A 16,170-nucleotide genomic window follows, 5' to 3' on the forward strand; every position below is an offset into this window, starting at 1 on the left:
GTATAAACCGGTTTGTGGTTTTCATGTCATACGAAATTTACGACAACTTGAATCGTCATCAGGTAATACGTTAAATGATCGATTTCCACATTTGAAATGGAGGTAATGAGCATGTCACCGTTTTTGGCTGAACTTGTAGGGACGATGATTTTGATCGCATTAGGTGGCGGCGTTTGTGCGGGGGTATCACTGCGCAAAACGTTTTCCGAAAGCTCTGGCTGGATGGTCATCGGTGCTGGCTGGGGGCTTGCGGTTGCGATGGCGGTCTATGCGGTTGGCAGCATTAGCGGAGCGCATTTGAATCCGGCGGTTACATTGGCGCTGGCGTTTAATGGCGATTTCCCGTGGAGTGAAGTGCCTGCGTACATTTTGGCGCAAATTATCGGGGCGATGGCTGGAGCGTTGTTAGTATATTTGCAATATTTACCGCATTGGGGCGTTACACCAGACCCGGCAGCAAAGTTAGGTGTATTTTCCACTTCGCCGGCGATCAAAGACCCGCTTGGTAATATGCTGAGTGAGATTATTGGTACATTCATTTTTGTCATGGTATTGTTGTCGATGGGAGCGAACCAGTTCACACAGGGGTTGCATCCGCTCATCGTCGGTTTGCTTGTTGTCAGTATCGGTTTGTCGCTGGGCGGTACGACCGGTTATGCGATTAACCCGGCACGTGACTTCGGTCCGCGTCTGATGCACTTTCTGTTGCCGATTCCAGGTAAAGGATCATCCAATTGGGGTTATGCATGGGTGCCGATTGTCGGGCCTTTGCTCGGTGGTTCGCTGGGCGGACTGTTTTACAAACATGTATTTCTCGATCAGAGCACACCGATGTTGTGGGTCATCGTTGGCGTAACGATCGTCTGCTTGCTGCTGGCGTACTGGAATGGTCGCAAAATTCAGCGTGCTGCTTCCAAGCATGCCGCAGCTTAATTCGGACTTGATCAAACCGATCGCTTAATAAACTAATACATCAAACAGTAACCCTTTTGAGGAGGAACTATGTTATGGAACAATATATTATGTCACTTGATCAAGGTACAACGAGCTCCCGTGCGATTCTATTTAACAAAAAAGGCGAGATCGTTTATATGGCACAGCGCGAATTTCCGCAATATTTTCCAAAGCCAGGTCATGTTGAGCAAAATGCGGATGAAATTTGGAGTTCTATTTTGGCGGTTATCGCCTCTTGTCTGTCTGAATCGCATGTTAAGCCATCGCAAATCGCCGGGATCGGCATCACCAACCAACGTGAAACGACTGTGATCTGGGATCGCAAAACCGGCGATCCGGTCTACAATGTGCTCGTCTGGCAATCCCGTCAAAGTTCCGATATTTGCGATGAATTGAAGGCTCAAGGTTTAGAAGCCAAATTCCGTGAAAAAACCGGTCTGCTAATCGACCCTTATTTCTCCGGCACTAAAGTAAAATGGATTTTGGATCATGTAGACGGTGTGCGTGAACGCGCTGAACGTGGCGAGCTGATGTTCGGTACGATCGATACATGGTTGATCTGGAAACTGTCCGGTGGCAAAGCGCATGTGACCGATTATTCAAACGCATCCCGTACGCTCATGTACAATATTTTCGATCTGAAATGGGATGAGGAGCTGCTCGATATTCTCGGCGTACCGGCTTCGCTATTGCCTGAAGTTCGCCCATCGTCCGAAGTGTACGCACATACGGTAGATTATCATTTCTTTGGTGAAAATGTACCGATTGCCGGTGCCGCTGGTGATCAGCAAGCTGCCCTGTTCGGACAAGCTTGTTATGAAAAAGGCTCGGTCAAAAACACATACGGTACAGGCTGCTTTATGCTGATGAATACAGGCGAACAACCAATCCGCTCTGAACATGGACTAATCACCACGATCGCATGCGGTGTAGGCGACAAAATTAACTATGCGCTGGAAGGCAGTATTTTTGTGGCAGGTTCGGCGATTCAGTGGTTGCGCGACGGTTTACGGATGTTCCGCGATGCGGCGGAAAGCGAAAATTATGCGACTCGCGTTGAATCGACGGATGGCGTGTATATCGTACCTGCGTTTGTCGGACTGGGTAGCCCGTATTGGGATAGCGATGTACGTGGTGCAGCATTCGGTCTGACACGCGGTACGAGCAAAGAGCATTTCATCCGTGCGACATTGGAGTCACTTGCGTATCAGACAAAAGATGTACTGACCGCGATGGAGAGCGATAGTGGCGTGACGGTCGAGTCGCTTAAAGTCGATGGTGGTGCGGTGAAAAATGGCTTTTTGATGCAGTTCCAAAGCGATATTCTCGGCGTACCGGTAGAGCGTCCTGCCGTCAATGAAACGACTGCGCTGGGCGCAGCGTATTTGGCTGGTCTGGCTGTCGGATATTGGGAAAGTCTGGATGAGATTGCTTCCACCCATAGCGATCTAGTGGACAATTTCACTCCAGCGATGCCGGATGAGCAACGCGAACAACTGTATGCAGGTTGGCAAAAAGCGGTACACGCTACGATGGCGTTTAAGTAATATACGATATAGCATGGTGATGATATGATCCGTTTGAGACGGAGCGAAAAGCCTGCATTCTTGCCGCCAGGCGGGAGTGCAGGCTTTATTTGTACGAGAAGAAGCAGGTTTGTACGAGAAGAAGCAGGTTTGCATAATATGCTGATCGCTTGTATAAGCTCTTTTCCCACTTCCTAAACGCAAACTTTCCCCTAACTAAACACGTAAAACGACGGCTATTCCCTCATAACAGCTACCTGCCCGTGCACGATACCATTTCCTTTAAAATACATAGTGAAATATAGTGCACAGTATGCTACGATGTCTATTGAAAATGATAATCTTTATCAATAAAAGTAGAAAAGGCGGTTTTAACGGTATGTATACTTTGCGCAAATACAGCATGATATTAATGACGATTTTGCTAGTAGCGGTGTTGGCAGCATGTGGGCAAGCACAGACCGGTTCGCAATCCGAGTCAGGCAATGCGTCTACAGCAACAGGCAACAATAATGAGGCGGCAACGTCAACTGAAGCGCAAGCGACGATTAAATATAAAGCAGCTAATGGCGAAGTGGATGTGCCGAGTCATCCGAAACGGATTGTAGTGCTGGCGGACAGCTATTATGGTTATTTTGTAGCACTAGGTTTAAAGCCGATTGCGACGGTTGACCATGTATTTACGAGCAGTATGCTAAAAGGCACAACCGACGGCGTAACGAACCTGGGCGCAACGCCCAAAGTGGAGGAAGTGCTGGCACTAAATCCCGATCTGATCGTCGTTTGGGATGGTGATGCCAATCTTGCCAACTATGAAAAAGTAGCGCCAACGGTAGCGATTAAATACGGTCAATATACTTACAAACAGCAATTGCAGGAATTTGGCAAAATGACCGGCACTGAAGACAAAGCAAAAGAACTTGCCGCAGCCTGGGAAAGCAAAATTAACGAAGCGAAGCCTAAAGTGCAAGCAGCTGTCGGCGACAAAACGGTCTCGATCATCCAACCATATGCCAAAGGTGTATATGTGATGGGCGACCGCTATGGACGCGGCGGTGAGATCATTTACCAAGAGCTAGGTTTGAAAGGCACGCCGATGACCGAGCAAAAAGCGATCCAAAGCGGACCAGGTTATGTCGATATTTCGCTGGAAAATGTACCTGACTTTGCTGGGGACTATATTTTTACTTCCCCGTGGGGCGGTGATGGCGATACGACCGGTCTGGCATTGTACAACAGCAGTCTATGGAAAAACTTGCCTGCCGTCAAAGCAGGGCATGTGTTTACTATCGATCCGATTGCGTATTATTTCAACGATCCGATCTCGATGGATGCACAGCTTGCTTTTATCGTGAAAAGTTTGACAGGTGCGGCTTCTTAACTATAGCTAACCTATGTTAAGCTGCAATAGATAGCGGTGCTGCGTGTTTAGCAACCGAGGCAAAATGTTTATAAAATTTGAACGATTTCTTTGCCACCCTCACATGAATATGCTATAATAACGTTAACAAGTTAATAATTACGTCATGAGACTTTGAGAGACCACGCATACACACGGCATTTGCCGATTCAGTGTACTGTTCGTGGTCTCTTTTTTACGGTCTTATTTGGAAAAATATTCAAGGATTAAGCAAAGTACAGGTCGAGCAAGCTGGAATTTCGAACGATCCATTGAAACTTTTTTATGACTGAAGTTGTGCAGTTCCAGAGCTAACGAAACGGTTATTAAATACGATATCGAATCATCTATTTAAATTAACGATACAGGGAGGCAAATGTAATGACGATGTTTGCGGCACATACAAGAGCAGAGCAATTGCAAAAGATGAGCACTGAAACGCTGGACGTGTTAGTAATCGGCGGTGGTATTACCGGTTCAGGGATCGCATTGGATGCTGTCACACGTGGGATGAAAGTCGGTCTGATCGAAATGCAGGACTTTGCGGCAGGTACATCTAGCCGTTCGACCAAGCTAGTGCATGGTGGTTTGCGTTATTTAAAACAATTTGAAGTAAAAATGGTAGCGGAAGTCGGTAAAGAGCGTGCGATCGTATACGAAAACGGCCCGCATGTAACCACACCGGAATGGATGCTGTTGCCGTTCCACCAAGGCGGTACATTTGGCAGCTTTAGCACATCGGTTGGACTGCGTGTGTATGACTTTCTTGCCGGTGTAAAAAGCAATGAACGCCGCAAAATGTTAAGCGTCCAGGAAACGCTAAATAAAGAACCTTTGATCAAACAAGAGGGCTTAAAAGGCGGCGGTTATTATGTCGAATACCGTACCGATGATGCGCGTCTGACGATCGAAGTGATCAAAGAAGCGACAACACGTGGGGCGTTGGCGGTGAACTATGCCAAAGCAGTCGACTTTATTTATGAAGATGGCAAGCTAAAAGGCGTTAAAGTAAAAGACACGATCAGCGGCAAAGAATACCGGATTATGGCGCATAAAGTCATTAATGCCGCTGGACCGTGGGTCGATACATTGCGCAAAATCGACAACTCCAAAAAAGGCAAAACATTGCAAATGACCAAAGGGATTCACCTTGTGATCGACCATGCGCGTTTCCCACTGGAACAAGCGGTTTATTTTGATACACCGGATGGACGGATGGTATTCGCGATTCCGCGTGATGGCAAAACATATGTCGGTACGACCGACACGGTGTACAAAGCCGACCCGATCCATCCACGGATGACGACCGAAGATCGTCAATATGTGATCGATGCGATTAACTATATGTTCCCGACCGTCAAAGTGACGGTGGACGATGTGGAATCAAGCTGGGCAGGTGTACGTCCACTTATTCACGAAGACGGCAAATCACCATCCGAAATTTCGCGTAAAGACGAAATCTGGCAGTCTGATAGCGGTTTGATTACAATCGCAGGCGGCAAACTGACCGGGTATCGCAAAATGGCAGAAATGGTCGTCGATCTGGCAAGCACATTGCTGAGCAAAGAAACAGGCAAAACGTTCAAACCTTGCCAAACGAAACATATGACGATTTCAGGCGGTAATGTAGGCGGTTCGGCAGGTCTGCCAGCCTTTATTCGCCAACATGCCGATGCTGGCGCTAATGTTGGACTGACACGCGAGCAAGCGGAGCAGTTGTCGAGCTTTTATGGCTCCAATGTGAGCAAACTGTTCGCACTGGTCAATCAGCAAGATGAGCTGGCTGCCGAGCTGAAGCTGCCAGTCGATGTGCGCGTACGCATCGTATATGGGATGACAGAGGAAATGACGGTTAAACCGGTCGATTTCTTTATTCGCCGCACCGGTGCGCTCTTTTTTAATATCGCCTGGGTACAGCAGTGGAAACAGCCAGTGATCGATTATATGGCTAAACGTCTAGACTGGACTGCCGAGCAAAAACGCCATTATACCGATGAGCTTGAGGCACAATTGCACGATGCGGTCGTTCCTTCGGATGCGGAAACAAGCAGTGAATTTGCCGTTTAAGCGATCGATTGCACGGAATGGTGGAAAATTGAACTGAATGGTAAAAAAAGCTGAAGCCCTTCATGCTGCTCACGTAGCTGAAGGGCTTTCTGTTAGTGTGATCGTTGAGTATGCTTAATTAGTTAGGATGGTAGTTTGCTACGTAAAAACCTTTTTTCATTGCACCTCGTGTTTGAAAAGCGCAAACACTGAAGTCCGTCCTTATCCCTTATTGCCTTCCCGCAGTGAAGTGTAACTCGCAACATACGGGTTTGCTTACGCTTCCTAAAACCGAGTTAAAATTTTATTTTGATTATGTACTTACTATGCAGACCAAGTTAAATTTCAATTTTTATTGTGTATGATTGTAGTGCATACGACTGCAATAACGATCTCGATCTCACTGGTGAAGCTGATGCTTCCCCGACTAAAGTCTAGGTGGACGCATTACCCCGCGGCGGAAGCGAGTGAGCGGCGGTTGTGCTACAATGAATGGCAGTAACCCAAACTTATCCACAGACGAGCACGCTAATTTATACATATCGGGGTACATACTATGACATAGGATTATAAAAGGAGGACGTCGTGATGATTAAAAGGGCGATTATTGCACCGGTGTTGCTGTTGCTCGGTGTGTACTTATTTTTGAATCCGGGCGGTTCGGGCAATGCGGGCGAGATTTTTGCGATTTTTTGGCCGACATTGTTTGTGATTCCGCTGGGGTTGTTTTTGCACTGGTTGACCTTTTCGCTTGTGGGTAGGCAAGGAATTGGAATGCTCATACCGGGCGGGATTTTGATCGTAGGTGGATTGGTGAGCCAGATTGCGCAAATGTTTGGATTATGGGGCATGATGTGGCCGGGCTTTATTTTGGCGGTGGCGGTCGGATTGTTTGAATTTTACTGGTTTGGTACACGCAACAAATGGCTGCTTATTCCGATTAATTTGCTAACTGTGCTGTCGCTGTTGTTTTTTGCGGTATTTTCGATCGATTCGGTGTTGTCGCGTTTTGTGTTTGTACAGCCGTTAGTCGCAGTAGCGTTGCTGTTGGGCGGGGCATGGATGATGTTTGCGCGCAAGCAGGATTGGTAGGGAGAAATGGTAGATGGTGTTCGGGTGTGTGCGCAAACCTATGTTTAAAAAACGCAAACACTAGCAGCCATCCTTATCCCTTATTGCCTTCCCGCATTGAAGTGCAGCTCGCAGCCTACGAGTTTGCGTACACGCTTTAGTAGGTTGTTTCCATAAAAATCGCCCCCTGTGTTCATCTGCAAATGATGATGAGATAGACACACCTGAATTTAGGTTAGACAAACTACTGGGAATGATTTTCGATAAAAGCCTGTTCCTTTGCTGGAGCGGGCTTTTTAGTTTGGATGATGCGCATAAGCTCGTTTTGCATGAGGCGGAATTGCATTGTATTTACGGTATAAGGTGTTCATTTACAATATAAAGTGGAGTTTGGGCACGATTCTATTCGTTGATCCTACACGGATGATTGGATACGTATATGGCAAATTGGAGCCGATCAAGGATGTGGATGTGAGCCTGTTATCATATTAAAACGGTACGAAAGCGGGTGATTGAGGGTATATACTAGAGTGCATTGAGTAAAACAATACATATAGCAGGCAAACGGAAAGGGGATTGATGCAGATGGAGACGGTTAATGTTATTTTAGTCATTTTGCTCATTTTATTGACGTCGTTTTTTGTGGCGTCGGAATATTCGATTATTCGGGTGCGGATATCGCGCATTAATCAACTGGCAGAGGAAGGCAATAAAAATGCGAAAGCGGTGCAGTCGATCATCGGCAAGCTGGATGAGTTTTTGTCCGCCTGTCAGCTTGGTACGACGTTGACTTCGCTTGCACTCGGTTGGCTGGGAGAATCGACGATTGAGGAACTGTTGCAGCCTCTATTTGTGCTGCTGCATATTCCGGATGCGATCACGCCAGTGTTGTCGTTTTTGCTAGCATTTTTATTGCTGACGTATTTTGAAGTAGTAATTGGTGAGCTGGTGCCAAAGTCATTTGCGATTCAGGTTGCGGAACCGATGGCATTATTTTTTGCCAGACCGATGATTGTATTTTATCGGATCACCTATCCGTTTAACTGGGTGTTGAGCCGTTCTTCACGCCTAATTACCGGTCTGTTCGGGGTGAAGCCGATCTCGGAGCATGAGGCGGCGCAAAGCGAAGCAGAACTGCGGTTTGCGCTGTCTGAAGGGTATAAAAGTGGCAGCATTACGCCGACAGAATATCGGTATTTAAACAATGTGTTTGATTTTGACGAACTCGTTGGCAGCGAGATTATGGTGCCGCGTACAGAGATGATCTATATTGCGCAGGATGCGAAGCTGGCGCGTTTTTATGAAATTATTAAAGAGGAGCCGTTTAGCTTGTTGCCGGTTGCGCTTGAAGGCGATAAGGATAAAATTATCGGGCTGCTAAACGTAAAAGAAGTGCTGCGCGACGTCGTGCACAGACAGCATTCGCCCGAAGATGCAATCGCTTCGTTTATCCGTCCGGTGCTGCAATTGATCGAGACGGTGCCTGCGCGTGAGCTGCTTGGACGGATGCAAAAGGATAATATTCATATGGCGGTATTGCTGGATGAATACGGCGGTACGGCGGGCATTGTGACGCTTGAAGATGTGCTGGAGGAAATCGTCGGCGATATTCCGTCCAAGTCAGATAGCGAGCCACCGCCCACACCTACGATTACGAAGCTGGGCGACAAGCATTACCAGCTGCAGCCACAGGCGCTTATTCACGAGGTGAATCGTCGCCTCGGTACCGATATTGAAGCAGGTGAAGCGTATACGATCGGCGGCTGGATGTGGACGCGCAAATTCAATATTCATGAGGGCGATTCGGTAGTGGAAGATGGTTTTACTTTTACGGTTACACGGATGGAGCAGCAGCATATTCGGGCGATTGAGGTGCAGCCGTATGTGGAAGATGATGAGATTGATATCGATAAACGGGATTAAGCGGTTTGAAATGAACCGTATATAAAAAGCACTGTCTCATGCAAAGCAACCGGATCGAACGGTAGGTAGAATAGTTTGAAAATACCGCCTAGTAGTTGGAGAGCGAACATATGAGCAGGCTAATGGGAGTTTAGAGCATTAGCCAAAATGTACAATATGGAGAAACATGCCGACATTGATTAGCCTATGAATAGATTAGTATACCGGCTGATGCTGCACAGCTTTTACATATAGCTGTCAGTCAAAGTCGGTTCGTACTTATCATCATTCAGCAGAACATGGAGCAGCACGAACGGAATATGGTATAATAAAGGGAACTATTTTACGAATAGCGGGGTGGATCAGATGGCGAAAAAAAATAAAGCATCTGCGCGTCCAGCGGTTACGGCGCACGATAAACCAGCAACGCTCAAAGATATGCTAAGTGCGGATGTGCTGGATAAGCTGAAAGCACAGGCGACAGAGCTGCGTGAGCAAGAGTATGAGCGTCAGGAGCAGCAGCGCCGTCAGGCAGAGGAAGAACGCCGTACTGAGCAGAAGCGACGCGATAATGATTTTGCCTATTTGCTCGATCATAGCAAGCAGGATTGGAAAAAATATAAATAATCCACTTGCGCTGAGCAGATGGATGATGATGTGAAAGATAGCACCGGTGTGGACGTGAACGGCAGATGCCGCTGGCACATCGGTGCTATTTTTGGTCAAAATTTAGGTGAGATAAGGTAAAATACATCTGCAACGGATGCAACAGAGAGATGCCGCATAGGATGCAGGCGATCAACGAAAGGAACATAACACGATGAATGGACAAACACGAGCAAACATCCGTCCGGGTCTGGAAGTGGATATTGTACTTAAGCAAGATCAGCGGTCAGGCACATTGACACGCGGAGTAGTGAAAGATATTTTGACTAATTCACCAACCCATCCGCATGGCATTAAAGTCAGACTGGTATCCGGGCAAGTTGGACGGGTAAAACATATTGTTGCGTCTGCCAACGGATCATCGCTGCTATAGCGCATCATTGGATCGCTTGAGCTGGAAAATGGAGTGCAATGGATAAGCTGAATACGAAAGGGGTACACAGGATGAGACAAAATAAATTAGGTGGATATATGAACTGTAAATAATTAATTGCTTAATAAGTAAGATAATCTCAGCTATCTCATACCGAATTCAATAATTTGTCTATAACCTTTGGAAAAAATTTTTCGCATTTGAAAAAGAAAATCCAAACGAAATATAGTTGTTGAAATTGCTGAACAAAGGATAAAAGATAAACAGACATTGGATAAGGAAGTTCCAATGTCTGTTTTTATTAATCATAGGGACCTAGAAAACGTACACCATTGAAATGAATCAAGTGAGATGGTGCGTCTGCAACCCAGACTTCTGTTTCCCATGCTATTTTAGGCAAATACTTTGCCATTAAACTACGAGTAGGGAAAGCAGTCACATACACAAGACCTGCGGTAGAATTTTCAAATAATCGTGCTAATTCTTTATGTCGTTTACCGTCAACTGGGCCATGACTTGTAACGGATTCGATTAGAAGAAGCCAATTCCGTTCTTGATAGTAAATGACAACATCGGGCATTTTTCCATGAGAGTCAACGTTTACTCTAAGACTCTGCAAAAGGTTTTTGTCAAAATATCCTAATTTCTCTCCAGTATCTCCAGCATAAATCAAGATTCCTCCTGGAGCATACCGAGGCGCGAAGTCTTCAATAATGTCTTTAATTAGCTCACTATGTTCTCCAGGACTAATGAGTATTTGCCGTCCTGGAGCGATCTGAACAGGTATTCGGTTTTGCTCTCGTTGTTTAGCATATTGTTGGATTAATGTTTCTCTCACAAGTAAATATTCATGCAAATTTTCTTGCCATTGAGAAGTTCCAAATGATTTGAAAAGTTTTAATGCTTCTGGCTCAATTTGATAAACTGCTTTAGGACTATTAACTGATCTGGTTGGTTTGTCAGGATTGTATACCACAATACCAGCATCGACAAATTGATGTATTGATTGTCGCCTAAAGGTCTCTCTTGTATTTGGTGCATATATTTTCCCATAATATTCTCTGGCAAAAACGATAATAGGTGTAATGCCTATTAGAGGGGCGCTGGATTCTATCCAGTTTTTATCAGGGCTTAAATTCAAAAGTGCAAGTAAGCATAGAGCAGTTCGCTCATTGTGCTGTCCTCTTGGTAATCCTAGAGATTTAATAATCTCAAGTGCTTCATTGATTTTATTCTGATGATCATTGATCATAAAATCTCCTCCAACTTTTCATCAAGCTTCTGCTGTTCTATTTTATCAGCAATAGTAAGAACCCAACAGCCAAGAGTAATCAGTACTTCTCTACTTGGGTATTTCATGGCCCGTAAGTCGGTTGCATTTACTTGTGTATGACCATTAAACATTCTAAAGTATTCATCAACCCATGAGGAATTAAGGTAAGCCAACAAACCATGTGCAAGTTCTTTGGGAATGCCTGACTTTTTTGAATGGAATACATTTAAACTATTTTCGAATGCAATAACTTCACTATTAAATTGATCTGGATTTAATACACCCGCAACTAATCTTTTCTTTTCTTCTTTAGACGAGAAACGTTTTACAACCGTATAATACCCATTTGGATATAAAAGTTTTTCGGTTTTCTCATTTCTTTTTATGGCATTAGGGTTTTTCATTTCTTTGGGCCATTGTACGTATTGTCCTACAAAGTGGTTAGGATAAAATAACGGTACAGAATCCGGCTCAGGCATTTGAACTAAATCGTTTTTTGACCGAAAATCAACTACAGGACCGGTAGAAACTTGTACTCCAATATCTTGCAATGTATATACAATATGATCTGATTCAACAATTGGGTTTTCGACTGATGAAGTTGGGATGTGAATAAATTTTTCAGCATCAAGAGAAGATACGATTTTTTCAAATGGGCGTACTTTAGTGACATAATCAGTAAAGGAACTATCCGTTGATGACGATACAACAACATCACCTTGAATACCGCCGCGTTCTAAGAGAATGATTACATTTTCTTGCAAAACTTTATCGTCTTTAAAAGCCTCAGTTCTTGAGTTGAAAAGATGAAGATGATGAATTGCAGCTTCATTAAGTAAATAATTTCTGAAGTGACGGAAGTAGGGACCATTACAAAAACTGCGAGGTATAATTGCTACTACCTGACCTCCTTCTTCCATTAAAGCGAGAGCGAGTGCAACAAAGGCAGAGTACAAATTACCAGTTTCAATTCCTACATCTCGAAGAATTTTCCGGTAACGTGAATCGCTTGGAAACTGTTTGTATGGAGGATTAAGTATGGCATGAGTGAAACGAACTGGATTACTGCTGTTCAGTAAAGTGTTGTTATTGATCAAAATGTCTACTGCCCATTCAATGAAATCATCAGCTATAATCTGGGTGTTTAGCTTTAATTTATCAGTATATGTTTTTATAGAAGTCTTTAACTGTTCGCGCAAAATGTCATCGATCTCAAAAGTATACGAATTTATAGTAGCACTTGACTCGGAAACAATTATCCGATCTAAGTAAGCGCAAGTTAATGAGCCGATACCTGCTCCGGCATCAAGTAAGTAGTGATCGCATGTATTTGTTGGTTTGAAAAGAGAAGCCATGTACTCAGCAACACCTATAGGGGTCATAAATTGACCTAATTGGGATCGGCGTTTTGAATTTAACAATTTATTAACTTCTAATCTTCTTTTATCGATTTCTTCAAGCAAAAATGACATATATAGCACCTCAAGTATATGAATATTTATTGTATTATTATATCTTAAGTTTCATTATGAAGTGAAAAAGATATATTTCACATGTTTTGCCCTACTATTTTGTTGAATATGAGAGATTTATAATTAATTCACCAACCCATCCGCATGGCATTAAAGTCAGACTGGTATCCGGGCAAGTTGGACGGGTAAAACATATTGTTGCGTCTGCCAACGGATCATCGCTGCTATAGCGCATCATTGGATCGCTTGAGCTGGAAAATGGAGTGCAATGGATAAGCTGAATACGAAAGGGGTACACAGGATGAGACAAAATAAATTAGGTGCGTCCGATCTGGTCGTTGGTGAGATCGGTCTGGGCTGTATGTCGCTCGGTACAGATGAACAGCAAGCGATCTCGCTGCTGCATGAAGCGCTTGAGCTTGGCGTCACATTGCTCGATACCGCCGATCTGTATGATGAAGGGCGGAACGAGGAAATTGTAGGGAAAGCGATCAAAGGGCGTCGTAGCGATGTTGTACTCGCCACCAAAGTCGGAAATCGTCGTATTCCTGGCAAAGAGGGCTGGGTGTGGGATGCTTCCAAAGCGTACATTATGGAAGCGGTCAAACATAGTTTACGCCGTCTGCAAACCGATTATATCGATCTGTACCAATTGCATGGCGGTACACTGGATGATCCGATCGATGAAACGATTGAGGCATTTGAGCAACTGAAGCGTGAAGGTATTATTCGCCAATACGGTATTTCGTCCATTCGTCCGAATGTGATCCGTGAATACGTAAAACGTTCGCATATCGTCAGCCTGATGAGCCAATATAGCATATTGGATCGTCGTCCTGAAGAAGAAGTGCTGCCACTGCTTGCCGAACATGGCATTAGTGCGATTGTGCGTGGCCCGGTAGCGAGTGGGGCGCTTGCGCACGGACGCGAAGATAAAGCGTTAAAAGGCTATCTCGGTATCGAAGGCAGCGAGATCATTACGCTGCGCCATCATCTGGAACAACTTTGTGACGAAGGGCGTAGCCTAACCCAGCTGGCGATTCGCTACGCGCTTGCCCATCCGGCAACCGGTGCAGTCATTCCGGGCGCCAGCTCATCCGCGCAATTGCATCACAATGTGGAAGCAGGCAATTTGCCGCCGCTGACTGATCAAGAGGTGACATTGATTCGCTCGTTACGTCCGGCGAATACGTATGAGCAGCATCGGTAAGGATAATGAAATGGATCGTTAACGGACAATGCGGTGCAAGGGAATGAACCTGTCATTACAGCACAGTTATAAAGCGCTGTGATAGATTGCTGATCGCCTGCTGCCGTACATGTTAGGAGATCAACGATCAACCGTGGAAGTATATAGGACGATCCGGCAACTTGTGCACATAATGAAACGAGTACATTAACCGTCATCTATTGAAGTCGGACTGACACTTCAATTGCTTTTGAAGGTGGCTTAGCATCTATGCGTTTGGTGAAGCATGAACTGTATTGTTGACGAATACACTCTGCTCGTTTGGCATGTCCTTTGATCTCGTGAACGGTTACAGCTACAGATCACTTTGTCTGTATCCATCGATCTGCATCTATCAATGACACACAAACAAGCCGCTCTTGGCATTAGACGAGGGCGGCTTGTTTATGTTATTTAGCCAGCATAAGCAGAAAATGACATAAAAGGTATGACATGACCTGTTAATCTGGTTAATAAGTGGACAGAGTGGATTGCAGACGGGAGGCAGAGTACATGTGGAGTGCATTGATGTGGGGAGCGATTGCAGGCTCAGCGGTGTTGCTTGGCGCTGTAGTAGCAGCATTTTTCAACATCCCCAAAAAGATCATCGGCTGGATTATGGCATTTGGTACAGGTACATTGATTGGTGCTGCTTCGTTTGAACTATTAGAAGATGCGATCGATGATGGCGGACTGGCAGCGACTGCGATCGGTTTTCTGGTGGGGGCGGTTGTGTATACGATCTTCGATCTGTATGTGTCCAGTAAAGGCGGTGCGAATCGCAAGCGTTCGTATAAGATGAAGCAGGCGCTGTCTCCGACTAGTACAGAAGGTACAGCCGCGCAAGGGAATGGAGCGCACAGTACCGATCATTCTGCGCAAGATGGAATTTACCGCACTAGCATATTACCGCCACATGCCTGCGCACAGGGAAATACAGCAACAGAAACCGCTGTCCAGAATCAGTCCGGCAAGCGGAGCGAAAACAGTAATAGTAATAGTAATAGTAATAGTAATAGTAATAGTAGCGGCGGTTCATCCGCGAATGGCAAACAGCAACAAGATGGAAAAGGACAAAGTGGGCTTGGTATTTTCGCCGGTACAGTTATGGATGCGATCCCTGAATCGATTATGATCGGTGCAAGCTTGCTTACTGGACAAGGTGTAAGCTGGGTGCTCGTCGTCTCCATTTTTGTTAGCAATATTCCGGAAGGGTTATCGAGTACAGTAGGGATGCAGCAAAGCGGGTTTTCACGCCGTAAAATATTTTGGATGTGGCTCGCGGTGCTGACCATCTCAGCGCTAGCATCTATGCTCGGTTATCTGTTCCTGGAAATGCTGCCAAAGGAATTAAAGGCAGGCATCGGCGCTTTTGCCGGTGGCGGTATTATCGCTATGCTGTGCTCTACGATGGCACCGGAAGCATATGAAGAAGGCGGCCCGATCGTCGGTTTGATCGCTTCGCTCGGATTGCTTGCTGCACTGGTGCTTAGCATATAAGGGACATAACGGCGTTAGCGTGTCATTTAATTATATTTATTACTACAAGCTAAGTGATATAAAGTGATCATGGATGCGATGCGTAATTGAAGTTGGTTTTATACAGTTATTGTTCGGAAATAGGCTGCCGACTAGTAGGCTGACCAGCTTAAATGCAGTGTCTGATTCACTCCATCTTATGAAAATACACTGGAATCGTAGCAGGAGAACAGCGCTGCTCTGCAATAGCAAACTACTTATTTAACGCGGTCAGCTTATTAGTAGCTTGTCTCAAGTACATTTACAGTTTGTTGATCCAACAATCGCTTGGTGCTGAATCGATTTAGATACGTTTAAACACAATTTTTATTCGAGACAGCCTACTAGGATATGTACGCAAACTCGCATGCTGTGAGCAGCACTTCACTGCGGGAAGGAAATAAGGGGGAAGGACGACTTCAGGGTTTGCGGTTTCCAAACACGAGGTGCAATGAAAAGAGGTTTTTGCGCAGCAAAATACCGTACAGATTTGAAACTAGGAATGTACATGTATTCCTCATCCGCAGCTTCCTAGTCGAGACGGGAGTCTGTTCCCTTATTCCGTACTGCAGTGGTGGCTGTCTTAACATGCCAAGTTTGCTTATATGCCCTCCCACCACAACCAAGAAAGCGTCTACACGACAGCAAGCGCGGGATTTGCTATACTACGATGTACAACCCGTTTTATGCATATCAGATTGTTCATACAAGCTTGCAATGAATGTTGCTGGGAGAAGGGGAG

12 protein-coding genes and 1 pseudogene are annotated in these 16,170 nt (G+C 45.2%); 11 read left to right on the plus strand and 2 right to left on the minus strand.

The window, feature by feature from the left end:
- The first annotated feature begins 111 nt into the window (after positions 1-111).
- The 8 genes from U1I11_RS19080 to U1I11_RS19115 all read left to right on the plus strand — a co-directional run bounded on the left by U1I11_RS19080 (position 112) and on the right by U1I11_RS19115 (position 9,937).
- Positions 112-933 carry an MIP/aquaporin family protein gene (locus U1I11_RS19080; protein WP_322907717.1) on the plus strand — a complete coding sequence of 274 codons (822 nt, stop codon included), beginning with the start codon at positions 112-114 and terminating at the stop codon, positions 931-933.
- Positions 934-1,007: 74 nt separating this feature from the next.
- Positions 1,008-2,501, plus strand: coding sequence for a glycerol kinase GlpK (glpK, locus tag U1I11_RS19085; RefSeq protein WP_322907718.1), 1,494 nt, complete (start codon positions 1,008-1,010; stop codon positions 2,499-2,501).
- Positions 2,502-2,859: 358 nt separating this feature from the next.
- Positions 2,860-3,861 carry an iron-hydroxamate ABC transporter substrate-binding protein gene (locus tag U1I11_RS19090; protein ID WP_322907719.1) on the plus strand — a complete coding sequence of 334 codons (1,002 nt, stop codon included), beginning with the start codon at positions 2,860-2,862 and terminating at the stop codon, positions 3,859-3,861.
- 405 nt (positions 3,862-4,266) lie between these two features.
- Positions 4,267-5,946: a glycerol-3-phosphate dehydrogenase/oxidase gene (locus U1I11_RS19095; RefSeq protein ID WP_322907810.1), complete on the plus strand. Its 1,680-nt coding sequence runs from the start codon at positions 4,267-4,269 to the stop codon at positions 5,944-5,946.
- A gap of 567 nt (positions 5,947-6,513) precedes the next feature.
- Positions 6,514-7,017, plus strand: coding sequence for a hypothetical protein (locus U1I11_RS19100; protein WP_322907811.1), 504 nt, complete (start codon positions 6,514-6,516; stop codon positions 7,015-7,017).
- 564 nt (positions 7,018-7,581) lie between these two features.
- Complete coding sequence (locus tag U1I11_RS19105; protein WP_322907720.1) at positions 7,582-8,919, plus strand: hemolysin family protein; 1,338 nt, start codon at positions 7,582-7,584, stop codon at positions 8,917-8,919.
- A gap of 345 nt (positions 8,920-9,264) precedes the next feature.
- Positions 9,265-9,525: a YqkE family protein gene (locus tag U1I11_RS19110; protein ID WP_322907721.1), complete on the plus strand. Its 261-nt coding sequence runs from the start codon at positions 9,265-9,267 to the stop codon at positions 9,523-9,525.
- A 193-nt stretch (positions 9,526-9,718) separates the two neighbouring features.
- Entirely contained in the window at positions 9,719-9,937 is a 219-nt protein-coding gene (locus tag U1I11_RS19115; protein WP_322907722.1) for a YwbE family protein, read from the plus strand.
- A 301-nt stretch (positions 9,938-10,238) separates the two neighbouring features.
- Here the strand turns inward: U1I11_RS19115 and U1I11_RS19120 are convergent, their stop codons facing one another.
- Both U1I11_RS19120 and U1I11_RS19125 read right to left on the minus strand, forming a co-directional pair.
- A complete protein-coding gene (locus U1I11_RS19120; RefSeq protein WP_322907723.1) occupies positions 10,239-11,189 on the minus strand; it encodes a BsuBI/PstI family type II restriction endonuclease in 951 nt (316 codons plus the stop codon).
- Positions 11,186-12,682 carry an Eco57I restriction-modification methylase domain-containing protein gene (locus U1I11_RS19125; protein ID WP_322907724.1) on the minus strand — a complete coding sequence of 499 codons (1,497 nt, stop codon included), beginning with the start codon at positions 12,680-12,682 and terminating at the stop codon, positions 11,186-11,188. Before U1I11_RS19125 ends, U1I11_RS19120 begins: the two co-directional genes overlap by 4 nt.
- Positions 12,683-12,801: 119 nt before the next feature.
- On the opposite strand from U1I11_RS19125, the pseudogene U1I11_RS19130 reads away from it, so the two are divergent.
- The 3 genes and pseudogenes from U1I11_RS19130 to U1I11_RS19140 all read left to right on the plus strand — a co-directional run.
- Positions 12,802-12,912 (plus strand): annotated as a pseudogene (locus tag U1I11_RS19130) (DUF2196 domain-containing protein); the annotation flags it as partial.
- 71 nt (positions 12,913-12,983) lie between these two features.
- The gene (locus tag U1I11_RS19135; RefSeq protein ID WP_322907725.1) at positions 12,984-13,892 is read left to right on the plus strand and encodes an aldo/keto reductase; all 909 of its coding nucleotides are present in this window, start codon (positions 12,984-12,986) and stop codon (positions 13,890-13,892) included.
- Between the two features lie 546 nt (positions 13,893-14,438).
- Complete coding sequence (locus U1I11_RS19140; protein WP_322907812.1) at positions 14,439-15,410, plus strand: ZIP family metal transporter; 972 nt, start codon at positions 14,439-14,441, stop codon at positions 15,408-15,410.
- Positions 15,411-16,170: the final 760 nt, after the last annotated feature.

The organism is Paenibacillus campi, assembly GCF_034659835.1.
Classification (GTDB): domain Bacteria; phylum Bacillota; class Bacilli; order Paenibacillales; family Paenibacillaceae; genus Saccharibacillus; species Saccharibacillus campi.

Coding starts and splice junctions, on each gene's coding strand:
- U1I11_RS19080 (WP_322907717.1), top strand. CDS start 112: ATGTCACCGTTTTTGGCTGAACTTGTAGGGACGATGATTTTGATCGCA.
- glpK (WP_322907718.1), top strand. CDS start 1,008: ATGGAACAATATATTATGTCACTTGATCAAGGTACAACGAGCTCCCGT.
- U1I11_RS19090 (WP_322907719.1), top strand. CDS start 2,860: ATGTATACTTTGCGCAAATACAGCATGATATTAATGACGATTTTGCTA.
- U1I11_RS19095 (WP_322907810.1), top strand. CDS start 4,267: ATGTTTGCGGCACATACAAGAGCAGAGCAATTGCAAAAGATGAGCACT.
- U1I11_RS19100 (WP_322907811.1), top strand. CDS start 6,514: ATGATTAAAAGGGCGATTATTGCACCGGTGTTGCTGTTGCTCGGTGTG.
- U1I11_RS19105 (WP_322907720.1), top strand. CDS start 7,582: ATGGAGACGGTTAATGTTATTTTAGTCATTTTGCTCATTTTATTGACG.
- U1I11_RS19110 (WP_322907721.1), top strand. CDS start 9,265: ATGGCGAAAAAAAATAAAGCATCTGCGCGTCCAGCGGTTACGGCGCAC.
- U1I11_RS19115 (WP_322907722.1), top strand. CDS start 9,719: ATGAATGGACAAACACGAGCAAACATCCGTCCGGGTCTGGAAGTGGAT.
- U1I11_RS19120 (WP_322907723.1), bottom strand. CDS start 11,189: ATGATCAATGATCATCAGAATAAAATCAATGAAGCACTTGAGATTATT.
- U1I11_RS19125 (WP_322907724.1), bottom strand. CDS start 12,682: ATGTCATTTTTGCTTGAAGAAATCGATAAAAGAAGATTAGAAGTTAAT.
- U1I11_RS19135 (WP_322907725.1), top strand. CDS start 12,984: ATGAGACAAAATAAATTAGGTGCGTCCGATCTGGTCGTTGGTGAGATC.
- U1I11_RS19140 (WP_322907812.1), top strand. CDS start 14,439: ATGTGGGGAGCGATTGCAGGCTCAGCGGTGTTGCTTGGCGCTGTAGTA.